A 14,006-nucleotide genomic window follows, 5' to 3' on the forward strand; every position below is an offset into this window, starting at 1 on the left:
CGGCAGGCCGGCACCGCCACTCCGCGGGCCGGCCTGTTCGTTTCGCCCCTGATTGAGAGGACACCCCATGGCCACTCACGACGATTCCGAGACCAGTACCGCCAAGGCGGGCCAGGCTCCGGATCCAAACGACGCAAGGAAACCCACCAGCCCGAGGGACCTGGACAAACCGTCCTGGAAATACATCACCAGGAAGACCCTCCGGGAGTTCAGCAAGGACCAGTGCCCCGACCTGGCAGCAGCCCTGACCTACTACGCGGTCCTGTCGCTGTTCCCCGCCCTGCTGGCACTGGTCTCACTTCTTGGCCTCTTTGGCGATCCCCAGAAGACCACTAATGCCTTGCTGGAAATCGTGCGCGGCTTCGCTCCTGCCGAGACCGTCAATACGATCAGCGGTCCCGTCTCGGAACTGACGAGTGCCCCGGCGGCCGGGCTCACCCTGGTGATCGGCCTTGCCACCGCCCTGTGGTCGGCATCCGGCTATGTTGGGGCCTTTGGGCGGGCGATGAACCGGGTTTACGAGGTGGATGAAGGGCGCGCCTTCGTGAAGCTCCGTGGCACCATGCTGGCCGTCACCCTCCTGGCCGTGGTCATCGTGGCACTGTTGGCCGGCATGCTGGTCCTCAGCGGGCCGGTCTCCGAGGCCGTGGGCGGGCTCATCGGCCTCAGCGGCCCGTTCCTCATGGTCTGGAACATCGCCAAGTGGCCCGTCATGATCGTCCTGATCATCGCCATCATTGCTGTCCTCTACTACGCCACGCCCAACGTCAAGCAGCCCAAGTTCCGCTGGATGAGCATGGGCTCCGGAATCGCGCTGGTCGTGTTCCTGATCGCCTCCCTGGGCTTCGGCTTCTACGTGGGTAACTTCGGCAACTACAACAAGACCTACGGCGCCTTGGGCAGCGTGATCATCATGCTGCTCTGGCTCTGGATCCTGAACATGTCCCTGCTCTTCGGTGCTGAGTTCGACGCCGAAGTCGAGCGGGGGCGCCAGCTCCAGGCCGGCATCAAGGCGGAGGAGACCATCCAGTTGCCCCCGCGGGATACCAAAAAGAGCGAAAAGATGCAGCAGCAGATCGAGGAAGACATCAAGCACGGCCGCGAACTCCGGGAGAAGTACTCCTCGGAGAACGGCGGTAACGGCTCCGCCGACAGCCAGGACGGGCAGCCTGCCGGCAATGGCCAGGACGGCGGCCACCACGGTGAGCGGCACCGCGACAGGGTCCGCGAGAAGGTACAGCACCGCGCTGGCAACGGGGAGTCCGACGACGGCGGCCGGCCAAGCGGGAAGGCGTAGCGGGCGCGCTCCGGCTACCGGAAGAGGGACTAGGCAGGACCTTCAAGATGGAGGAAAATTCATCTTGGAGGTCCTGTTGAGGTTTCCCGGGTGGCATGCGGCCCGGGGCAATGCGGGGCCGGCGGTGAGATGGCCTCTTCTGAGACCGAGGCCAGTCCCCCCAGTCGCCGTCGGCCCCCTCAGCCTCCCCCCGGCGGTCAGGCCCTGACTGGACAAAGCGCAGTGAACTGCAATACTTTCTTGAATACCTCGCCGGGATCCTTTGGAGACCGGCAGGTCCGCTGAAGCAGACGGCGGCACCACGGTCAACCCTTATGAGCGGACATGCCTGCTACCCATTTTGAACAGTTTCTTTCCGAAGCAGTTGTCGCGGACAGGGAGCCAGGCCTGGGCCTGGGACGCGACGAGCTGTACGGCCTCTACACCAGCTGGTGCCTCCTGCACAAAGCTGAACTGCAGCCGCCGGCTGCGCTTTGGGAAGCCATGCACGATGCCGGGATCAACCCGGACAGCAACAACCTTTCCATGACCGGACCCGCCGCGGCGGACTACATCGTAGCCAGCGCTCCGGACTTGGTATAAGGCCTGCACGCGGAACCTGCGTCCGCACCGTAAAGGGCTGTTGCCGGAAGGCAGCAGCCCTTTCTGCATCCCATGCTGCCCCGCCGTTGAGGGTCCCGGCTATGGCTGGGCCAGCGCCAGGAGGTAGGCGGCAAACCCCCGCGGCGCCCGCCCCACAGTCCTTCCGGAGGTGAGAACCCGGGTTGTGTCCGTGGCAACCATGCTCGCCCCGCTGCCGCGAAGCCGGTCCACCAGAGCCCGGTCCTCATCGAAATCAACCCCGGGAAACCCGCCTGCCGCAAGGTAGGACGAGGCACGCACCCCAAGGTTGGCACCGTACACGTGGGGGTGGTTCTCCGTTGGAACATGCCGGGCATGCCATCGGGCAGCGAGGTGGTGGGGCATGCCGTGGCCATCAGGCTCCACAGATCCAAGGACGACGTCGGCACCCCCGGCGGCCAATTCCAGTTGGCGCACCAGCCAGTTTTCCGGAACGCAGGAATCGGCATCCGTGTTGGCCAGCCAAACGTGCCGCAGCGAAGAACCTGCCGTGGATCCACCCGCAGGAGAACGCCTGGTTGCGTTCTCCAGCGCGGCTTCGGCCCCTGCCTGCCTGCTCTTGCCCACGCTCCGGAAGTCCACCGGCAGGACCATGTACCGCGGGTCCTCAGCAGCAAAGACCGCCGCCACCGCAGCGGAGCCATCCGTGCAGCTGTCCAGGACAACCACCACCTGCACGCGTACGCCGGTAAGTTCCGACTCGGCCCGGTCTGCCGCGGCACGGGCTGCGGTCAGCGCACGCTTAAGGTGCTGCTCCTCGTTGTGCGCGGGAATCACCACCGCAACTTGCCGGATGCTGTTGGCAGCGCCGCTTCCCCCTGAAGCCGTGACCGTCATGCCGACGCTTTGTGGCCGGGGGCCACCATGAGTTCCAATACGAAGTCCCGTTCCTGGTACAGTCCTGCGGTCCGCCAGCCCAGACGCTGCCGGGCCATCGCGTGGACGGTGTCGCCGTCGAGTTCCCAGCCTGCAATGGGATGCCGCCAGTGGCACAGGAGCAGGGTTCCGCCCGGGTTCAGGGACGCTTCGATCCGGTCCCACAGTTGGCCCAGCTCACCCGCGGACAGGTAGTAACCAACCTCCGAAACCACCACAAGGTCAAAAGTTCCGCCGGGCCATGCCCCGGGAACGACGCAGTGTTCAACCCGGACCCCGGGGCAGCCTGCAAGGTGCTGCCTGGCCCGGTGGACCGCGGTTCCACTGGCATCCACCGCCAACATCTTGCGGCACCGGGCAGCCAACCCGGCTGTCAACGTCCCGATGGAGCAGCCCACTTCCAGGCCGCTTTCATAGGATTCCTCCGGGAGGGCAGCAAGGGTGAGCGCCCGCTTGCGCCGCTCGTACCAGCTCCCGGTGTAGTTCCAGGGATCCGTGGAGCCACCATGCACGCCGTCGAAGACCAGTTCCGCGTCATCGCTAGAATGCGCCTGCGCGGATGCAGTGGGCGCCGGCGTCCAGGCGAAGACCTCAAAGGGGCGTGAGAAGTGCGCCAGGAATTGCCCGCTGAGGAGTGTTTCGTCGCCGGGAAGCGGAGACAGGGGCTGCACCTGTGTTGCGTGCTCCGCCATGGCCCGCCTTTTAGCCGCCCGGGCCGGTTCATCCAGGTGGAATCGCAGCCATGACCGCCATTCCGGCACCTGGGGTGCGGCCCAGTGCCAAAACCAGATGGGGTATTCCAGCAGCGCGTGGCCGTCCTGCCGCGCAACTTCTGCCGCCGCCGCACCGAGCGCATCGTGGTCACCATGCCCGTCGGCCCGGTACGGTGCCACGAGGGCCAGCCGGTCGGGATCACCGGGAAGCCGGCGGGCGGCCTCCCGGACAGCCTTGGCGATGGTTCCGGCATGCTCTCCAAGTCCGCGGTCCGGCAGCCCGAGGAATGCCCAGCGGTCCGCCAGGCCCAGTGCGGCCAGGGCCGCTGAGAATTCAGCCAGCCGGGTGTGGGCCAGCTGTTCCGGGGAGGTGGTGGGCGAATCCGGGTGTGACCCCTCCCCTGCCGTGCACAGCAGGACTTCCACCTCGGCTCCCAGTGCCGCCAGGGACGCCATCAGCCCACCGGCCCCCAGTGTCTCGTCATCCGGATGCGCCGCCAGGACCACGAAGCGCATGCCGGCCAGTTCGGCGGGGTCAAGCGGCAGCTCGGGTGCTGCGTCCAGGCCGCTCACGGCCCAGGCGGCCTCGCCGGTTCCCTGGTCAGCGTGCGAAAAGGTCACCACGGGCAGTCCCCCTTGAGCGCAAGCCGGCCCAATTGGGCATCATCCCGTGCCCCGTGATGCTGCCGGACGTAGAGTGCCAGGTCGGCCATCCTCTTGGCGTACGGCCCGTCAAAGGCAAGCGGACCTGGACCACGGTTGGAAGCCACCAGGGAAAGGACGCGTTCGACGGCGGCCGCAACAGTTCCGCGGACCCGCTGGGCTTCGCTCCACGCGCTGTGGTTCCCGGCGGAGCCGAGGGTGCCGGCATCGATGCCCGCTGCGGTCCGGGCAAGATACTGCAGGGCAGCCGAGAGCGTGCGGTCCACCTCTCCGAGCGCCGCAAGTGCCACCTGGTCGGGCTCCCGCCCCGCTTCGGCCCCTGCCAGCAAACCGTTGCGGAAGTCCCGTGCCACGCCCACTGCTCCCCCCAGCCAGCAGGCAGCCACGCCTATCCCGCCCCAGGCGAAGCCAGGCCGGCTGTGGTACCAGCCGGTACCACCCAGGGGGCTCGCCGGGACCTGGTCGAAGTGAACTGTTCCGCTGGGGATTTCCTGGAGCCCGCGCGCGATCCACTCCGGTTCCTCACATGCCACGCCGGGATGGCGAAGATTGACCGCGAAGGCCGCCCTGCCGCCGTCGTCCGTGTGGGCGGTGACCACCGCGCAGTCCAGGGCCGCGGCGAGGGAACACCACGGCTTGGACCCGCTGAGGGTGGTGCCGGCACCTGCGGAATGCGCTTCGAGCCGGGCACCCGGTGCCTCTGCGGCGAAGACGCCCCAAGCGGCATCGCTGCTCCCGTCCGGGAACGGGTGTCCGGGCTCAGCTGCGTGGGCAGCCTGGGCAAGAATGGCGACGGCGTCGAGGTGCGGCTCAAGCACCCGGGCCGCGGCCACATCGGTGGCAGCCACGGAAGCCAGGAGTTCCCACAACACGGCGGTCCGCCCCTCACCGGGCAGCGGCCACGTCCGCCCGGCCTCGACGGCAAGGGCCAGCAGGGCAGGGACGTCACCCGTTGCGGCGGCGACGGATTCGACCAGCGGAACCCATGGCGAAAAATCTGCGGGCGTGGAGTCCAGGAGTACAGGAGCAGGTGCCGCGTGCAAAAAGCCCTCCCTCTACGATGCCCGGCACTGCGCCGGACGCATCTCCACAGCTTACTTACTGTTTTTGCGGGAGGATGCGCGCCAGCGCGAACCCGTCCCACCCCTTGGAACCCACTGTCTGGATGACAGTGGCGTCCAGGCGCGGGTGGTTGCCGAGCAGCCGGAGTGCGTCGATGATTCCTGGCGCGTTGACCGGGTCCATGTCCGGGTCCAGGACGGCCCCTTCCCAGATCGTGTTGTCCAGGACCACCACCGCACCCGGCCTGCCCAGCTTGACGGCCCAGTCGAGGTAGCGGCTGTTGTTTTGCTTATCGGCGTCGATGAAGATGAAGTCGAACGGCTCCCTGTCCTCTTCCTCGAGGGCAGCCAGGGTTTCCAGCGCGGGGCCCAGCCGGATTTCCACCCTTTCACCCAGGCCGGCGGCGTCGATGTTGGCCCACGCCACTTCTGCATGCTGCGGCAGGTATTCGCAGGTGACGAGCTTGCCGTGGTGGGGAAGGCCGCGGCCCATCCAGATGGTGCTGTAACCCGCCAGGGTCCCGATCTCCAGGATGCGGTGGGCGCCGGACAACTGGACCAGGAGCTTCAGGAGCTTCCCGGCGTTTGGCGCCACCTCAATGGCCGGCATGCCGGCGTCAGCCGCAGTGCGGATGGCCTGCTGGACCGCCTCGTCCGGATGCACCACAGTGCGGGACAGGAACTCCTCGGTGGCAATCCATTCCGGCCGGGGTTTGTGCTCGAACATGGGCACAGTTTGGCACGCGGCGTTCCGGCGGTCCAGACACTTTAGCCGGGCCCACGCCAGCCCCGGCGCGGAGGCTCAGGACAGGCTTAGGACTCCTGGGCCATGGCGTTTTCGAGGCGGTCCACCTTTGCCGTCAACTCGCCGCTGTAACCGGGCCTGATGTCGGCCTTGATCACCAGTGAGACGCGGCTGCCGTAGCGTCCGACCGCCTCGGTGGCGCGCTTTACGACGTCGAACACTTCATCCCACTCACCCTCAATGGTGGTGAACATGGAATCGGTCTGGTTGGGCAGCCCGGATTCCCGGACGATCTTCACGGCGGCTGCAACGGCGTCGTGCACGGACGCATCGTTTGGCCGGGAACCTTCGCTGGGAACGCCTGACGGAGCAACAGAAAATGCAAGCAACATGCCTCCAAGTTTCGCACGCGGTCCCCGGACTGCCGCAGGCCCAAACGCGGGAGCGCGCCGTCACATAAGCTCCTACCCCGGAGTAACCATGGTGGCCGAAGACTCCGTTGCTACCCTTTTGGGCATGAGCCTCGCAGTCGCCCGTAAGCCCCTCCGCGCAGACGCAGCGCGGAACGTGGACAAAATCATCACGGCGGCGCGCCAGTGCTTCCGGGAGTTCGGCCCGGAAGTACCGCTCCAAACCATCGCATCCACCGCGGGCGTTGGCCCCGCAACCCTGTTCCGCAACTTCGCGGACAAGGAAGAACTGGTCCTGGCGGCACTGAACCGGCAGCTCCGGCTTACCGTGGATCCCGTCATGGACGGCGCCCTGGCCGATATCGATGCCGCTGCCGGGCTGCTGCGCGTGCTCGAGGCCCTGATGGCTGCGGCAAGCGACGACGCCAACCTGCTGTGCGCTGTGGCGGGCCGGCGCGAACTCCTCACCGGCATTACCGGGTCCCTCATGGAGTCGATCAGCATCCTTTTGGTGCGCGGGCAAGGCCAGGGAAGCCTGCGCACGGACATCACCATGACGGACATGTTCCGGCTGCTGGCCATGCTGATCGGCGTTGTCGACACCATGGAGCCGGGCTCCGATGCATGGCGCCGTCCGCTGGCACTGGTCGAGGACGCCATCCGTACGGTCCGCCCGCCACGCCCGCTTCCCGTGCTGGTGCCCGTCCCTGCTGCCGCAGTACCCGGCATCCCCGGGGGCACCATTGTCGGCACACAACACGTGCAATAAACTCAGAGCGGGGTTAGGCAGCCAGCCTCGAATAGTCCGAGATGGAGCGACCCATGGAACTTTTCCTGCGTATCCACCCTGCAACCGCCGCGCTGCGATGACCAGATCAAAACTCTTCCACTACCTCACTGACGCCCGTGGGCCGGAAGAAGTCCTCCCTGCGCTGACAACCGCGGAACTCGTCGAATTGCTTGACGCCCTGTACCAAAACCTTGATACCCCCGAGCCCGAGTTCGGCGCGCAGGTGTGGTACGAGATGGGCGTGGAAGAAAGCTGCCGCAGGTCGGTCTCGCCCGACGGCGCAGCCCACGGCGTGGCGTAGCTACCGCTGTATCGAGCCCCTGACAGCCGGCCGGCGCTGCCCGGCTGTCAGGAGTGTTTCCCCGGTATCGGGAGCGTTCCGTCAGGGATTTTCCCCGTTTTCTCCAGTGCCGGTTTCTCCGCCTTGGGTGCCGGGCCGGGGCTGTTCTGATGGCTGTCCTGGCTCAGGATGCCCGTGTGACTGGGGTTCGTGGTCATGGTGCTCATGGAACTCGTTGGGGATGTGGTGCTTCGCCTCCATCAGGTGCTGCTGGAGTTTCTCCTCGGCATCCCGGCGCCGCCGTGCAGTGTCCCGTAATTCACGCGTTGCCTCGGAGCCGCGTGGGTCCAGGTAGGCGGGCCGCAGCTTGCCGGTTTGCTCAGCGGCAGGAATTCCGGCGCTGCGCGCTCCCCCAGCCTTCCCTTCGGTGTCCTCTGTGCCCTGGCCGTCCTGCGGCTTATCAGGCCGTGACTGTTCGTCCATCTCGATTCCTCCTTTGGTGGCCGCCTGGTGTGGGCTGCATCTCCTCCAGTCCACCACACCTGGCCCCGCGATGCTGGCCCGCTAGGCGTTGCCCGCGTCTGCCCGCTTGCGGAGTTCCTGACGCACCAGGGCCTGCAGCGCTGGAACGGACGACGACGGGTCCAGGTCGAATGCCTCCCGGAGCCTTTGGGCGAGAATTTCCAGGTCCTCTTCCGGCACGTCCGAAAGGCGGGAAAAGCGCCTGAAGAAGCGTTTGGCTGGGAGGCCCGCCCGCCGTCGGGCGTCCTTGTGGCGGGGTCTGCCCGCCAAGCCGCCTGCGGGATACAGCTGATTTTCCATGGTCGCCGTTCGTAGGAATGCCATGGCCAACTGCATAAGCCGATTTCATAGTACAGCCGCCGCCGCGCCGGGGAAGTGACCCCCATCACTAATTTATGCAGACGCCTGCCAAACTAGCTCCAGCCCAATGCCCTCAGCAGGGCAGCGGTACCGGCCCCGGCGATGACCACCACCAGGAAGGGTGCGCGGAACGCCAGCGCGAGTGCGGCCGCGGCAAGCGCCCCCAGCCTGGCGTCAGCCGCGAGTCCCTGGCCAGACACGACGGCATTCACCACGGTAAGGGAGGCCAGCAGGCCGATGGTCATGGTGCCCGCAACCCGGGATGTGCGCGGGTCCTCGAGGAACCTGGCGGGCACGAAGTAGCCCACGATCTTCCAGGCGTACGCCAGCGCGCAGGCAAGAAGCAGCCAGATCCACAGGCTCATGCGCCTGCCCCCGGATCCGTGCCTTCGCTCCCCTGCGCACCCGGATACGGGCGGCTTGCGTCCTGCTGCCGGCCAGGGTGATGGTCACGGTGTCCGCCATAGGGCTCGACGTCCGGCTCAAGGCCCTCGTCGCGCCGGCCGTGGCTGAACCAGCCCACCAGCGCGGCCACCAGGGCGGCCACCAGGATGGGCACCCCCGCCGGCACGAAGGGAACGGCGACAACGGTGGCCACCGCACACACCACCGCGATGGCAATGGGTTCGCGGCCCTTAAGCCGCGGCCAGAGCAACGCCAGGAAGGCGGCCACCGCGGCGCCGTCGAGCCCCCATTGCTTGGGATCGCCCAGTCCGCTCCCGGCGAGCGCGCCCACGGCGGTGAAGAGGTTCCACAGCACGTAGATGCCGATCCCTGCAGCCCAGAATCCCCGCCGCTGCTCGGCCGGGTCCGTCTGGCCCGTGCTGGTGGCCGTTGATTCGTCGATGGTCAGCTGCGCGCCGACAAACTTACGCCAGCCGGTGGGCCGCAGCAGTGCGTTCAACTGCATGCCGTAGATGCCGTTGCGCATGCCCAACAGGGTTGCTGCGCTCATTGCGGCGATGCCCGAACCTCCACCTGCCACCACACCAATAAACGCGAACTGCGAACCACCGCTGAAGAGGAGCAGGCTCAGGGCCATGGTCTGCCACAGGTTGAGCCCCGAGGTCACTGCGAGCGCTCCGAAGGACACCCCGTAAAGGCCGGTGGCGATGCTGATGGAAATCGCCACCCTGACCGCCGGCGAGGCCAGGAGTTTCACACCCAGCCTCCAGGTTTGCGTGCCTTTTGGATGGGCTTCCGGAGGCTCCAGGCCCAGAGGATCAACGGTGCCTGGAGCGGCAACCGCACGGTGTGGATCTTCCGCCGGCGGGGCGTACCCTGCGGACCGTAAGCCTTCGCCAGTGCGTCAGCGTGTCCCGCCAGGAATGCGGTAAACATCGCTGTGAGGGCGGTGGCGGTCAGCTTCCGGGTAGGCGGGAGGAGGATTCCGACGGCGGCGGCCAGCTCCAGCAGTCCGCTCACGGCGATCCACTCATCCCGGGACAGGACGGCCAGGGGATGGTTGGGCACAGGATGGTTGGGCACCACAGTGTGGGCCGCACCGGGTTCCGGATCCGGTTCCGCGTCCCGGCGGCAGAGGTAGTCCGGAACGACGTCGCGGTAGAAGCCGGGATCCCTGAAGTGCTTGCCCGCACTGGCCAGCAGGAGGGCTCCCATGGCAGCCGCGGACAGGGTCTGAACGGCGGGGCCCTGAAGGGAACAGTTCGGTACGGACAAGCCCCTGACTGCAGGACCGGACCAGGGAAGAGGCATGGAACCACTCAATCACAGCCACGGTGGCCGCCAGAAACCGGCCTGTGAGGCAAGGTCCCTCAATTCCAGGCGGGCGGAGAGCTTCCATACGGGGGCGGCGGGGACAGGTAGTCCACCGGCCGGCCCGCGTCCAGCAACGGTGGACCGACGTAGCGGAGCTGCCCGTAGGTGCTGTCCATGGAGTTGTGGTGGGGTCCGGGTAGCTCTGCCGGGCCGTCAGTGACCCCTGGTTCGGTGTCCCCTGCTTCGGTGCCCATTGGAAGGGAAAACAGTTCCTCGGCGGTGCGGGCAAGGGACAGGTGCGCACAGGCACCCATCCCAGCCGCCCGGCGTCGGTCCAGGAGGCGGACGGCCGCCGCAGCCACCCCGTATCCTGTGGCGTGGTCCAGCGCCTGGACAGGCAGGGCACCCGGGCGCCACCCGCCGTCGTCATTGTCCTTCCCGTACACGTGCGCGATTCCGCAGGCGGCCTGGACAATGCTGTCAAAACCGCGCATACCGCTCCATGGCCCGGCGCTCCCCCAGCTGTTGAGGGTGACCACCACCAGCCGAGGGTGCGAGGCCAGCAGTTCCCGCGGGTTGAGCCCGAAACGGTCCAGGGCGCCGTGCCGGTAACCCGTGACCACGACGTCGGCGCGGGCCAGGAGCTGCTGGAGGCTGTGCTGGTTCTGCGGAAGCCCCAGATCGGCTTCCGCGCTGCGCTTGCCGAACGCGGTGTCCACGAACTGGTCTTCGATTTCCGGGAAGGCTGGCGGGTCGATCCGCAGGACGTCGGCTCCCAATGCTGCAAGCAGGCGGGTGGCCACCGGCCCTGCAATCACCCGGGTCAGGTCCAGGACCCGCAGCCCCTCCAGCGGCGGTTTGTGGCCGCCACCGATGCCCTCGCCGCCTGCCGTAGTAGCCGCCGCGGCAAAGTCCTGCAGTCCCAGACCGGCCGTGGTGCCGTCGGTATGCTCCACGGCAATCCAGGGTCCGGATCCCGCCGCCCGGCCCATGCCGGACGCAAGCCATTCGTCACGCGTCCTCACGGCCGCAGCGATCCCGCCGTGGCCCTGGATGGCGGCCTCAGCCTCAAGCGCCGCCATGGAACGAAGAGCCTGTTCCGCCCCTTCCGCGGAGGCGGCTCCCAAGGCGCGCAGCAGCCGCTGCTCGTGGTGCGGGTAGTTGGCGTGGAGCCGGATCCAGCCATCGCGGGTCTGCCGGAAGCCCGACAGGGGCGCGAATCCCTGTGGCTTGCGTCCGGCAATCCGCAGGTGGCCGAAGGAATCGAAGGCAGCCGCGGTAAGCGCCGGCGTAGTGCTGAACCGGCCGGGCGTGCGCGCATACACGTTCAGCGCTTCCGCCGCGGCTCCCACCGAGTACAGTGCCAGGCCTTCGACGTCGAGGGCGCCGGCCCACCAGCGTCGGGGCGAATACGGGAGCGGATTGACGTGGTGCGCGTCCACGTCCGCCCTACTTTCCCTGCGGAGAGGCTGCGTGGAGCTGGTCCAGGACGCGGGCCGGCACGTTGGTGGTGATCTCGTGGATGCCCAGCTCCTGGCAAAGTGCCACATCCTCCGGGGAGTCCACGGTCCACACCCGGAAGCGCCGCCCGGAGTCCAGCCATCGGCGGATTGTGGCCGGGCGCTCCCTGACGTAGTCGATGCCGGGGCCGGCCATTCCTACTTCCCGGTCGTCCAGGATCCGTTCACCCTCCAGCTGGGTGGCCTTCATGAGGTTGGCGACGGCGCTCCCCGTAATGAGGCCCAGGCCCAGACCGCCGCGGATCTCATGGATGGTGAGGTCGTCCACCAGTTGGCAGATGTATTGCGGCGGGACGGACTGGAGCAGGTGGCGGACCGAGTCCGGGCTGAAGCTCATGAAGGTCACGGCCACGTTGTCCACGGTGGAGCTTTGCGGGTCCCAGCCCTCGCTGCGGAGCACCTCCAGCACGCGGTCCTCCAGTTTGAGCTGGTAGGGACTGGGATGCTTGAGCTCGATGGCGAGTTTCACCGGGCGGCCCGCCCCGCGGAGGATGTCCAGCAGCTCCGGGAGGGTCAGCAGCTGTTCCGAACGTGCTCCATACTCTTCGGGAATGCGGACCCCCTTCCAGGATGAGAAGTCCAGCTGGTGCAGCTCGCGCAGGGTCCGTTCAGCCACCGGCCCGGTCCCGTCCGACGTCCGGTCCAGGTTGGCGTCATGGAGCAGGACCAGGTGCTGGTCCCGGGTGAGGTGGACATCGCACTCCACCCCGTCGGCCCCGTCAGCCAATGCCTGCAGGTAGGCGGCCCGGGTGTGTTCGGCGTATGCGCCGCTGGAACCACGATGGGCAAAGACCAGCGGCCGCTGCGGCACTGACTCGTCAATTGTCATGGACACACGGTAGCCGACCGGCCCCCGCCTTCGGGGCTAGGCTTGGCACATGCAGGTGAACTCTGAGGCAACTACTGGGCCAACCAGGCAGGATCCCCCCGCCGAGGCCGCACAGCAGGTGCGCCCTGGCACTGTGGCGGCAGGCGCCGTCGTAAGCCGCCAGCCCGGTGCCGGCGACGCCGAGAAAGCGGCAGCGCTGCGGAAGATGAAGCTGCTGGCGCTGAGCCTGCTGATCGCCATGGCCGTGATTTTTGTCTTTGCGTTCGCGCTGCAGAAGGACTACCCGTGGCTGCAGTATGTGCGCGCGGCGGCCGAGGGCGGAATGGTGGGCGCGCTGGCCGACTGGTTCGCCGTGACGGCCCTGTTCAAGTACCCCATGGGCATCAAGATTCCCCACACCGCCATCATTCCCCGCCGGAAGGACCAGATCGGGGCCTCGCTGGGCGAGTTCGTGGAGACCAATTTCCTCTCCGAGCAGGTGGTCCAGGAGAAGCTGGCCAGCGTCAACATCGCGCGGCGGGCCGGCGTTTGGCTGGCCGGCCCTGGTGGTGCCGAACGAGTGGCCAAGGAGGGAGCTGCCGTTATCCGCGGCGCCTTCAAGGTTTTGAATGACGACGACGTCCAGGCCGTCATCGAGGGCATGGTGCGCAAGCATCTGCTCACCCCGCCGTGGGGACCTCCCGTGGGCAGGCTGGCGGAGCGCATCTTCCATGACGGGCACCATCACACGCTGGTGGACCTGCTGGTGGACCGCGCGGCGGACTGGGTGGACGACAACCACGAAACCGTCACCCGCCTGGTGTCCGACCGCTCCCCCACGTGGGTTCCGCAGTTCGTGGACGGACTGGTGGGCGACAAGGTCTATATCGAGATCCTGAAGTTCGTCCGTGCCGTCCAGGCTGACCCCCGCCACCAGGTGCGGCAGTCAATCGACAAGTACCTCAACGACCTGGCACAGGACCTGCAGCATGACCCCGCGATGATTGCGCGCGCGGAAGACATCAAGGCGCAGGTCCTGGGCGACCCCGAAGTGCGCGAACTGGCCTCGCGGACCTGGGGAACGGTCAAGAACGCGCTGCTGGGCGCCGTGGATGATCCGGACAGCGAACTCACCATCAAGTTCAAGGCTGCGGTGCGCGATTTTGGGTCACGGCTCGTGGACGACCCCGAACTGGCCGGGAAGGTCAACGCATGGATCGGTGACGCCGCCGGGTACCTGGTCCGCACCTACCGTTCGGACATCGCAGGCGTTATTACGGACACCGTGGCTCGGTGGGATGCCGAGGAAACCTCGCAGAAGATCGAGCTCCAGGTGGGTAAGGACCTGCAGTTCATCCGCATCAACGGCACCGTGGTGGGGTCCCTGGCCGGGCTGGGGATTTTCACGGTGGCACAGCTGATCTTTGGGTAGTTTTCCGCTGCTGTAGGTCCCGGGTGGACTTGGCGCTGCGCATCTTCCTTTTCGCTCGGGATTCATCTTGGCGCTGCGCATCTTCCTTTTCGCTGGGGATATTTGGGGTGCGAAAAGGAATGTGCGTGTCGATAAGACGTACGACGGCGGCACGGAGGGCTGGAGTGACGCTGGAATTGTTGGAAAGAA

General features: G+C 67.0%; 17 protein-coding genes. 5 read left to right on the plus strand and 12 right to left on the minus strand.

The genetic code is table 11. The annotated features are described in order from the left end of the window. Positions 1 to 67: 67 nt before the first annotated feature. Together ACV095_RS18375 and ACV095_RS18380 are read left to right on the plus strand one after the other, a co-directional pair. Positions 68 to 1,297: a YihY/virulence factor BrkB family protein gene (locus ACV095_RS18375; RefSeq protein ID WP_224084235.1), complete on the plus strand. Its 1,230-nt coding sequence runs from the start codon at positions 68 to 70 to the stop codon at positions 1,295 to 1,297. Between the two features lie 324 nt (positions 1,298 to 1,621). Further along, positions 1,622 to 1,879 (plus strand): hypothetical protein, encoded by a 258-nt coding sequence (locus ACV095_RS18380; RefSeq protein WP_018772209.1) that lies wholly within the window; start codon positions 1,622 to 1,624, stop codon positions 1,877 to 1,879. A gap of 99 nt (positions 1,880 to 1,978) precedes the next feature. Here ACV095_RS18380 and ACV095_RS18385 read toward each other — a convergent pair whose 3' ends face one another. The 5 genes from ACV095_RS18385 to ACV095_RS18405 form a co-directional block, all read right to left on the minus strand. Further along, positions 1,979 to 2,755, minus strand: coding sequence for a glycosyltransferase family 2 protein (locus ACV095_RS18385; RefSeq protein WP_224084234.1), 777 nt, complete (start codon positions 2,753 to 2,755; stop codon positions 1,979 to 1,981). Next, entirely contained in the window at positions 2,752 to 4,131 is a 1,380-nt protein-coding gene (locus tag ACV095_RS18390) for a bifunctional PIG-L family deacetylase/class I SAM-dependent methyltransferase (RefSeq protein WP_144601445.1), read from the minus strand. Before ACV095_RS18390 ends, ACV095_RS18385 begins: the two co-directional genes overlap by 4 nt. Then, complete coding sequence (locus tag ACV095_RS18395; RefSeq protein ID WP_478222446.1) at positions 4,125 to 5,213, minus strand: hypothetical protein; 1,089 nt, start codon at positions 5,211 to 5,213, stop codon at positions 4,125 to 4,127. The genes ACV095_RS18390 and ACV095_RS18395 overlap by 7 nt, the downstream gene beginning before the upstream one ends. Positions 5,214 to 5,268: 55 nt before the next feature. Then, positions 5,269 to 5,958, minus strand: coding sequence for an O-methyltransferase (locus ACV095_RS18400; RefSeq protein ID WP_056389630.1), 690 nt, complete (start codon positions 5,956 to 5,958; stop codon positions 5,269 to 5,271). 86 nt (positions 5,959 to 6,044) lie between these two features. Further along, the gene (locus ACV095_RS18405; protein ID WP_478222447.1) at positions 6,045 to 6,368 is read right to left on the minus strand and encodes a thiamine-binding protein; all 324 of its coding nucleotides are present in this window, start codon (positions 6,366 to 6,368) and stop codon (positions 6,045 to 6,047) included. 124 nt (positions 6,369 to 6,492) lie between these two features. On the opposite strand from ACV095_RS18405, the gene ACV095_RS18410 reads away from it, so the two are divergent. Together ACV095_RS18410 and ACV095_RS18415 are read left to right on the plus strand one after the other, a co-directional pair. After that, positions 6,493 to 7,155, plus strand: a complete 663-nt coding sequence (locus tag ACV095_RS18410) for a TetR/AcrR family transcriptional regulator (protein ID WP_051081466.1) — start codon at positions 6,493 to 6,495, stop codon at positions 7,153 to 7,155. A gap of 97 nt (positions 7,156 to 7,252) precedes the next feature. Beyond that, a complete protein-coding gene (locus ACV095_RS18415; RefSeq protein WP_018772216.1) occupies positions 7,253 to 7,477 on the plus strand; it encodes a hypothetical protein in 225 nt (74 codons plus the stop codon). 81 nt (positions 7,478 to 7,558) lie between these two features. Here the strand turns inward: ACV095_RS18415 and ACV095_RS18420 are convergent, their stop codons facing one another. The 7 genes from ACV095_RS18420 to ACV095_RS18450 form a co-directional block, all read right to left on the minus strand. Next, the gene (locus ACV095_RS18420) at positions 7,559 to 7,939 is read right to left on the minus strand and encodes a hypothetical protein (protein WP_478222448.1); all 381 of its coding nucleotides are present in this window, start codon (positions 7,937 to 7,939) and stop codon (positions 7,559 to 7,561) included. A gap of 81 nt (positions 7,940 to 8,020) precedes the next feature. Beyond that, positions 8,021 to 8,158: a hypothetical protein gene (locus ACV095_RS18425; RefSeq protein WP_223993586.1), complete on the minus strand. Its 138-nt coding sequence runs from the start codon at positions 8,156 to 8,158 to the stop codon at positions 8,021 to 8,023. Positions 8,159 to 8,391: 233 nt separating this feature from the next. Beyond that, positions 8,392 to 8,703 (minus strand): AzlD domain-containing protein, encoded by a 312-nt coding sequence (locus tag ACV095_RS18430; protein ID WP_018772219.1) that lies wholly within the window; start codon positions 8,701 to 8,703, stop codon positions 8,392 to 8,394. Beyond that, the gene (locus ACV095_RS18435) at positions 8,700 to 9,500 is read right to left on the minus strand and encodes an AzlC family ABC transporter permease (RefSeq protein WP_056389635.1); all 801 of its coding nucleotides are present in this window, start codon (positions 9,498 to 9,500) and stop codon (positions 8,700 to 8,702) included. The genes ACV095_RS18430 and ACV095_RS18435 overlap by 4 nt, the downstream gene beginning before the upstream one ends. Next, positions 9,497 to 9,958 (minus strand): DoxX family protein, encoded by a 462-nt coding sequence (locus tag ACV095_RS18440; protein ID WP_478223477.1) that lies wholly within the window; start codon positions 9,956 to 9,958, stop codon positions 9,497 to 9,499. The genes ACV095_RS18435 and ACV095_RS18440 overlap by 4 nt, the downstream gene beginning before the upstream one ends. 155 nt (positions 9,959 to 10,113) lie before the next feature. Next, the gene (locus ACV095_RS18445) at positions 10,114 to 11,499 is read right to left on the minus strand and encodes a CoA transferase (protein ID WP_478222449.1); all 1,386 of its coding nucleotides are present in this window, start codon (positions 11,497 to 11,499) and stop codon (positions 10,114 to 10,116) included. A 7-nt stretch (positions 11,500 to 11,506) separates the two neighbouring features. Beyond that, positions 11,507 to 12,406 (minus strand): glycerophosphodiester phosphodiesterase, encoded by a 900-nt coding sequence (locus ACV095_RS18450; protein ID WP_018772223.1) that lies wholly within the window; start codon positions 12,404 to 12,406, stop codon positions 11,507 to 11,509. Positions 12,407 to 12,455: 49 nt separating this feature from the next. Between ACV095_RS18450 and ACV095_RS18455 the strand changes: the two genes are divergently transcribed. Further along, a complete protein-coding gene (locus tag ACV095_RS18455; protein ID WP_478222450.1) occupies positions 12,456 to 13,817 on the plus strand; it encodes a DUF445 domain-containing protein in 1,362 nt (453 codons plus the stop codon). The last annotated feature ends 189 nt before the right edge of the window (positions 13,818 to 14,006 follow it).

The organism is Arthrobacter sp. JDC6 (assembly GCF_056484025.1).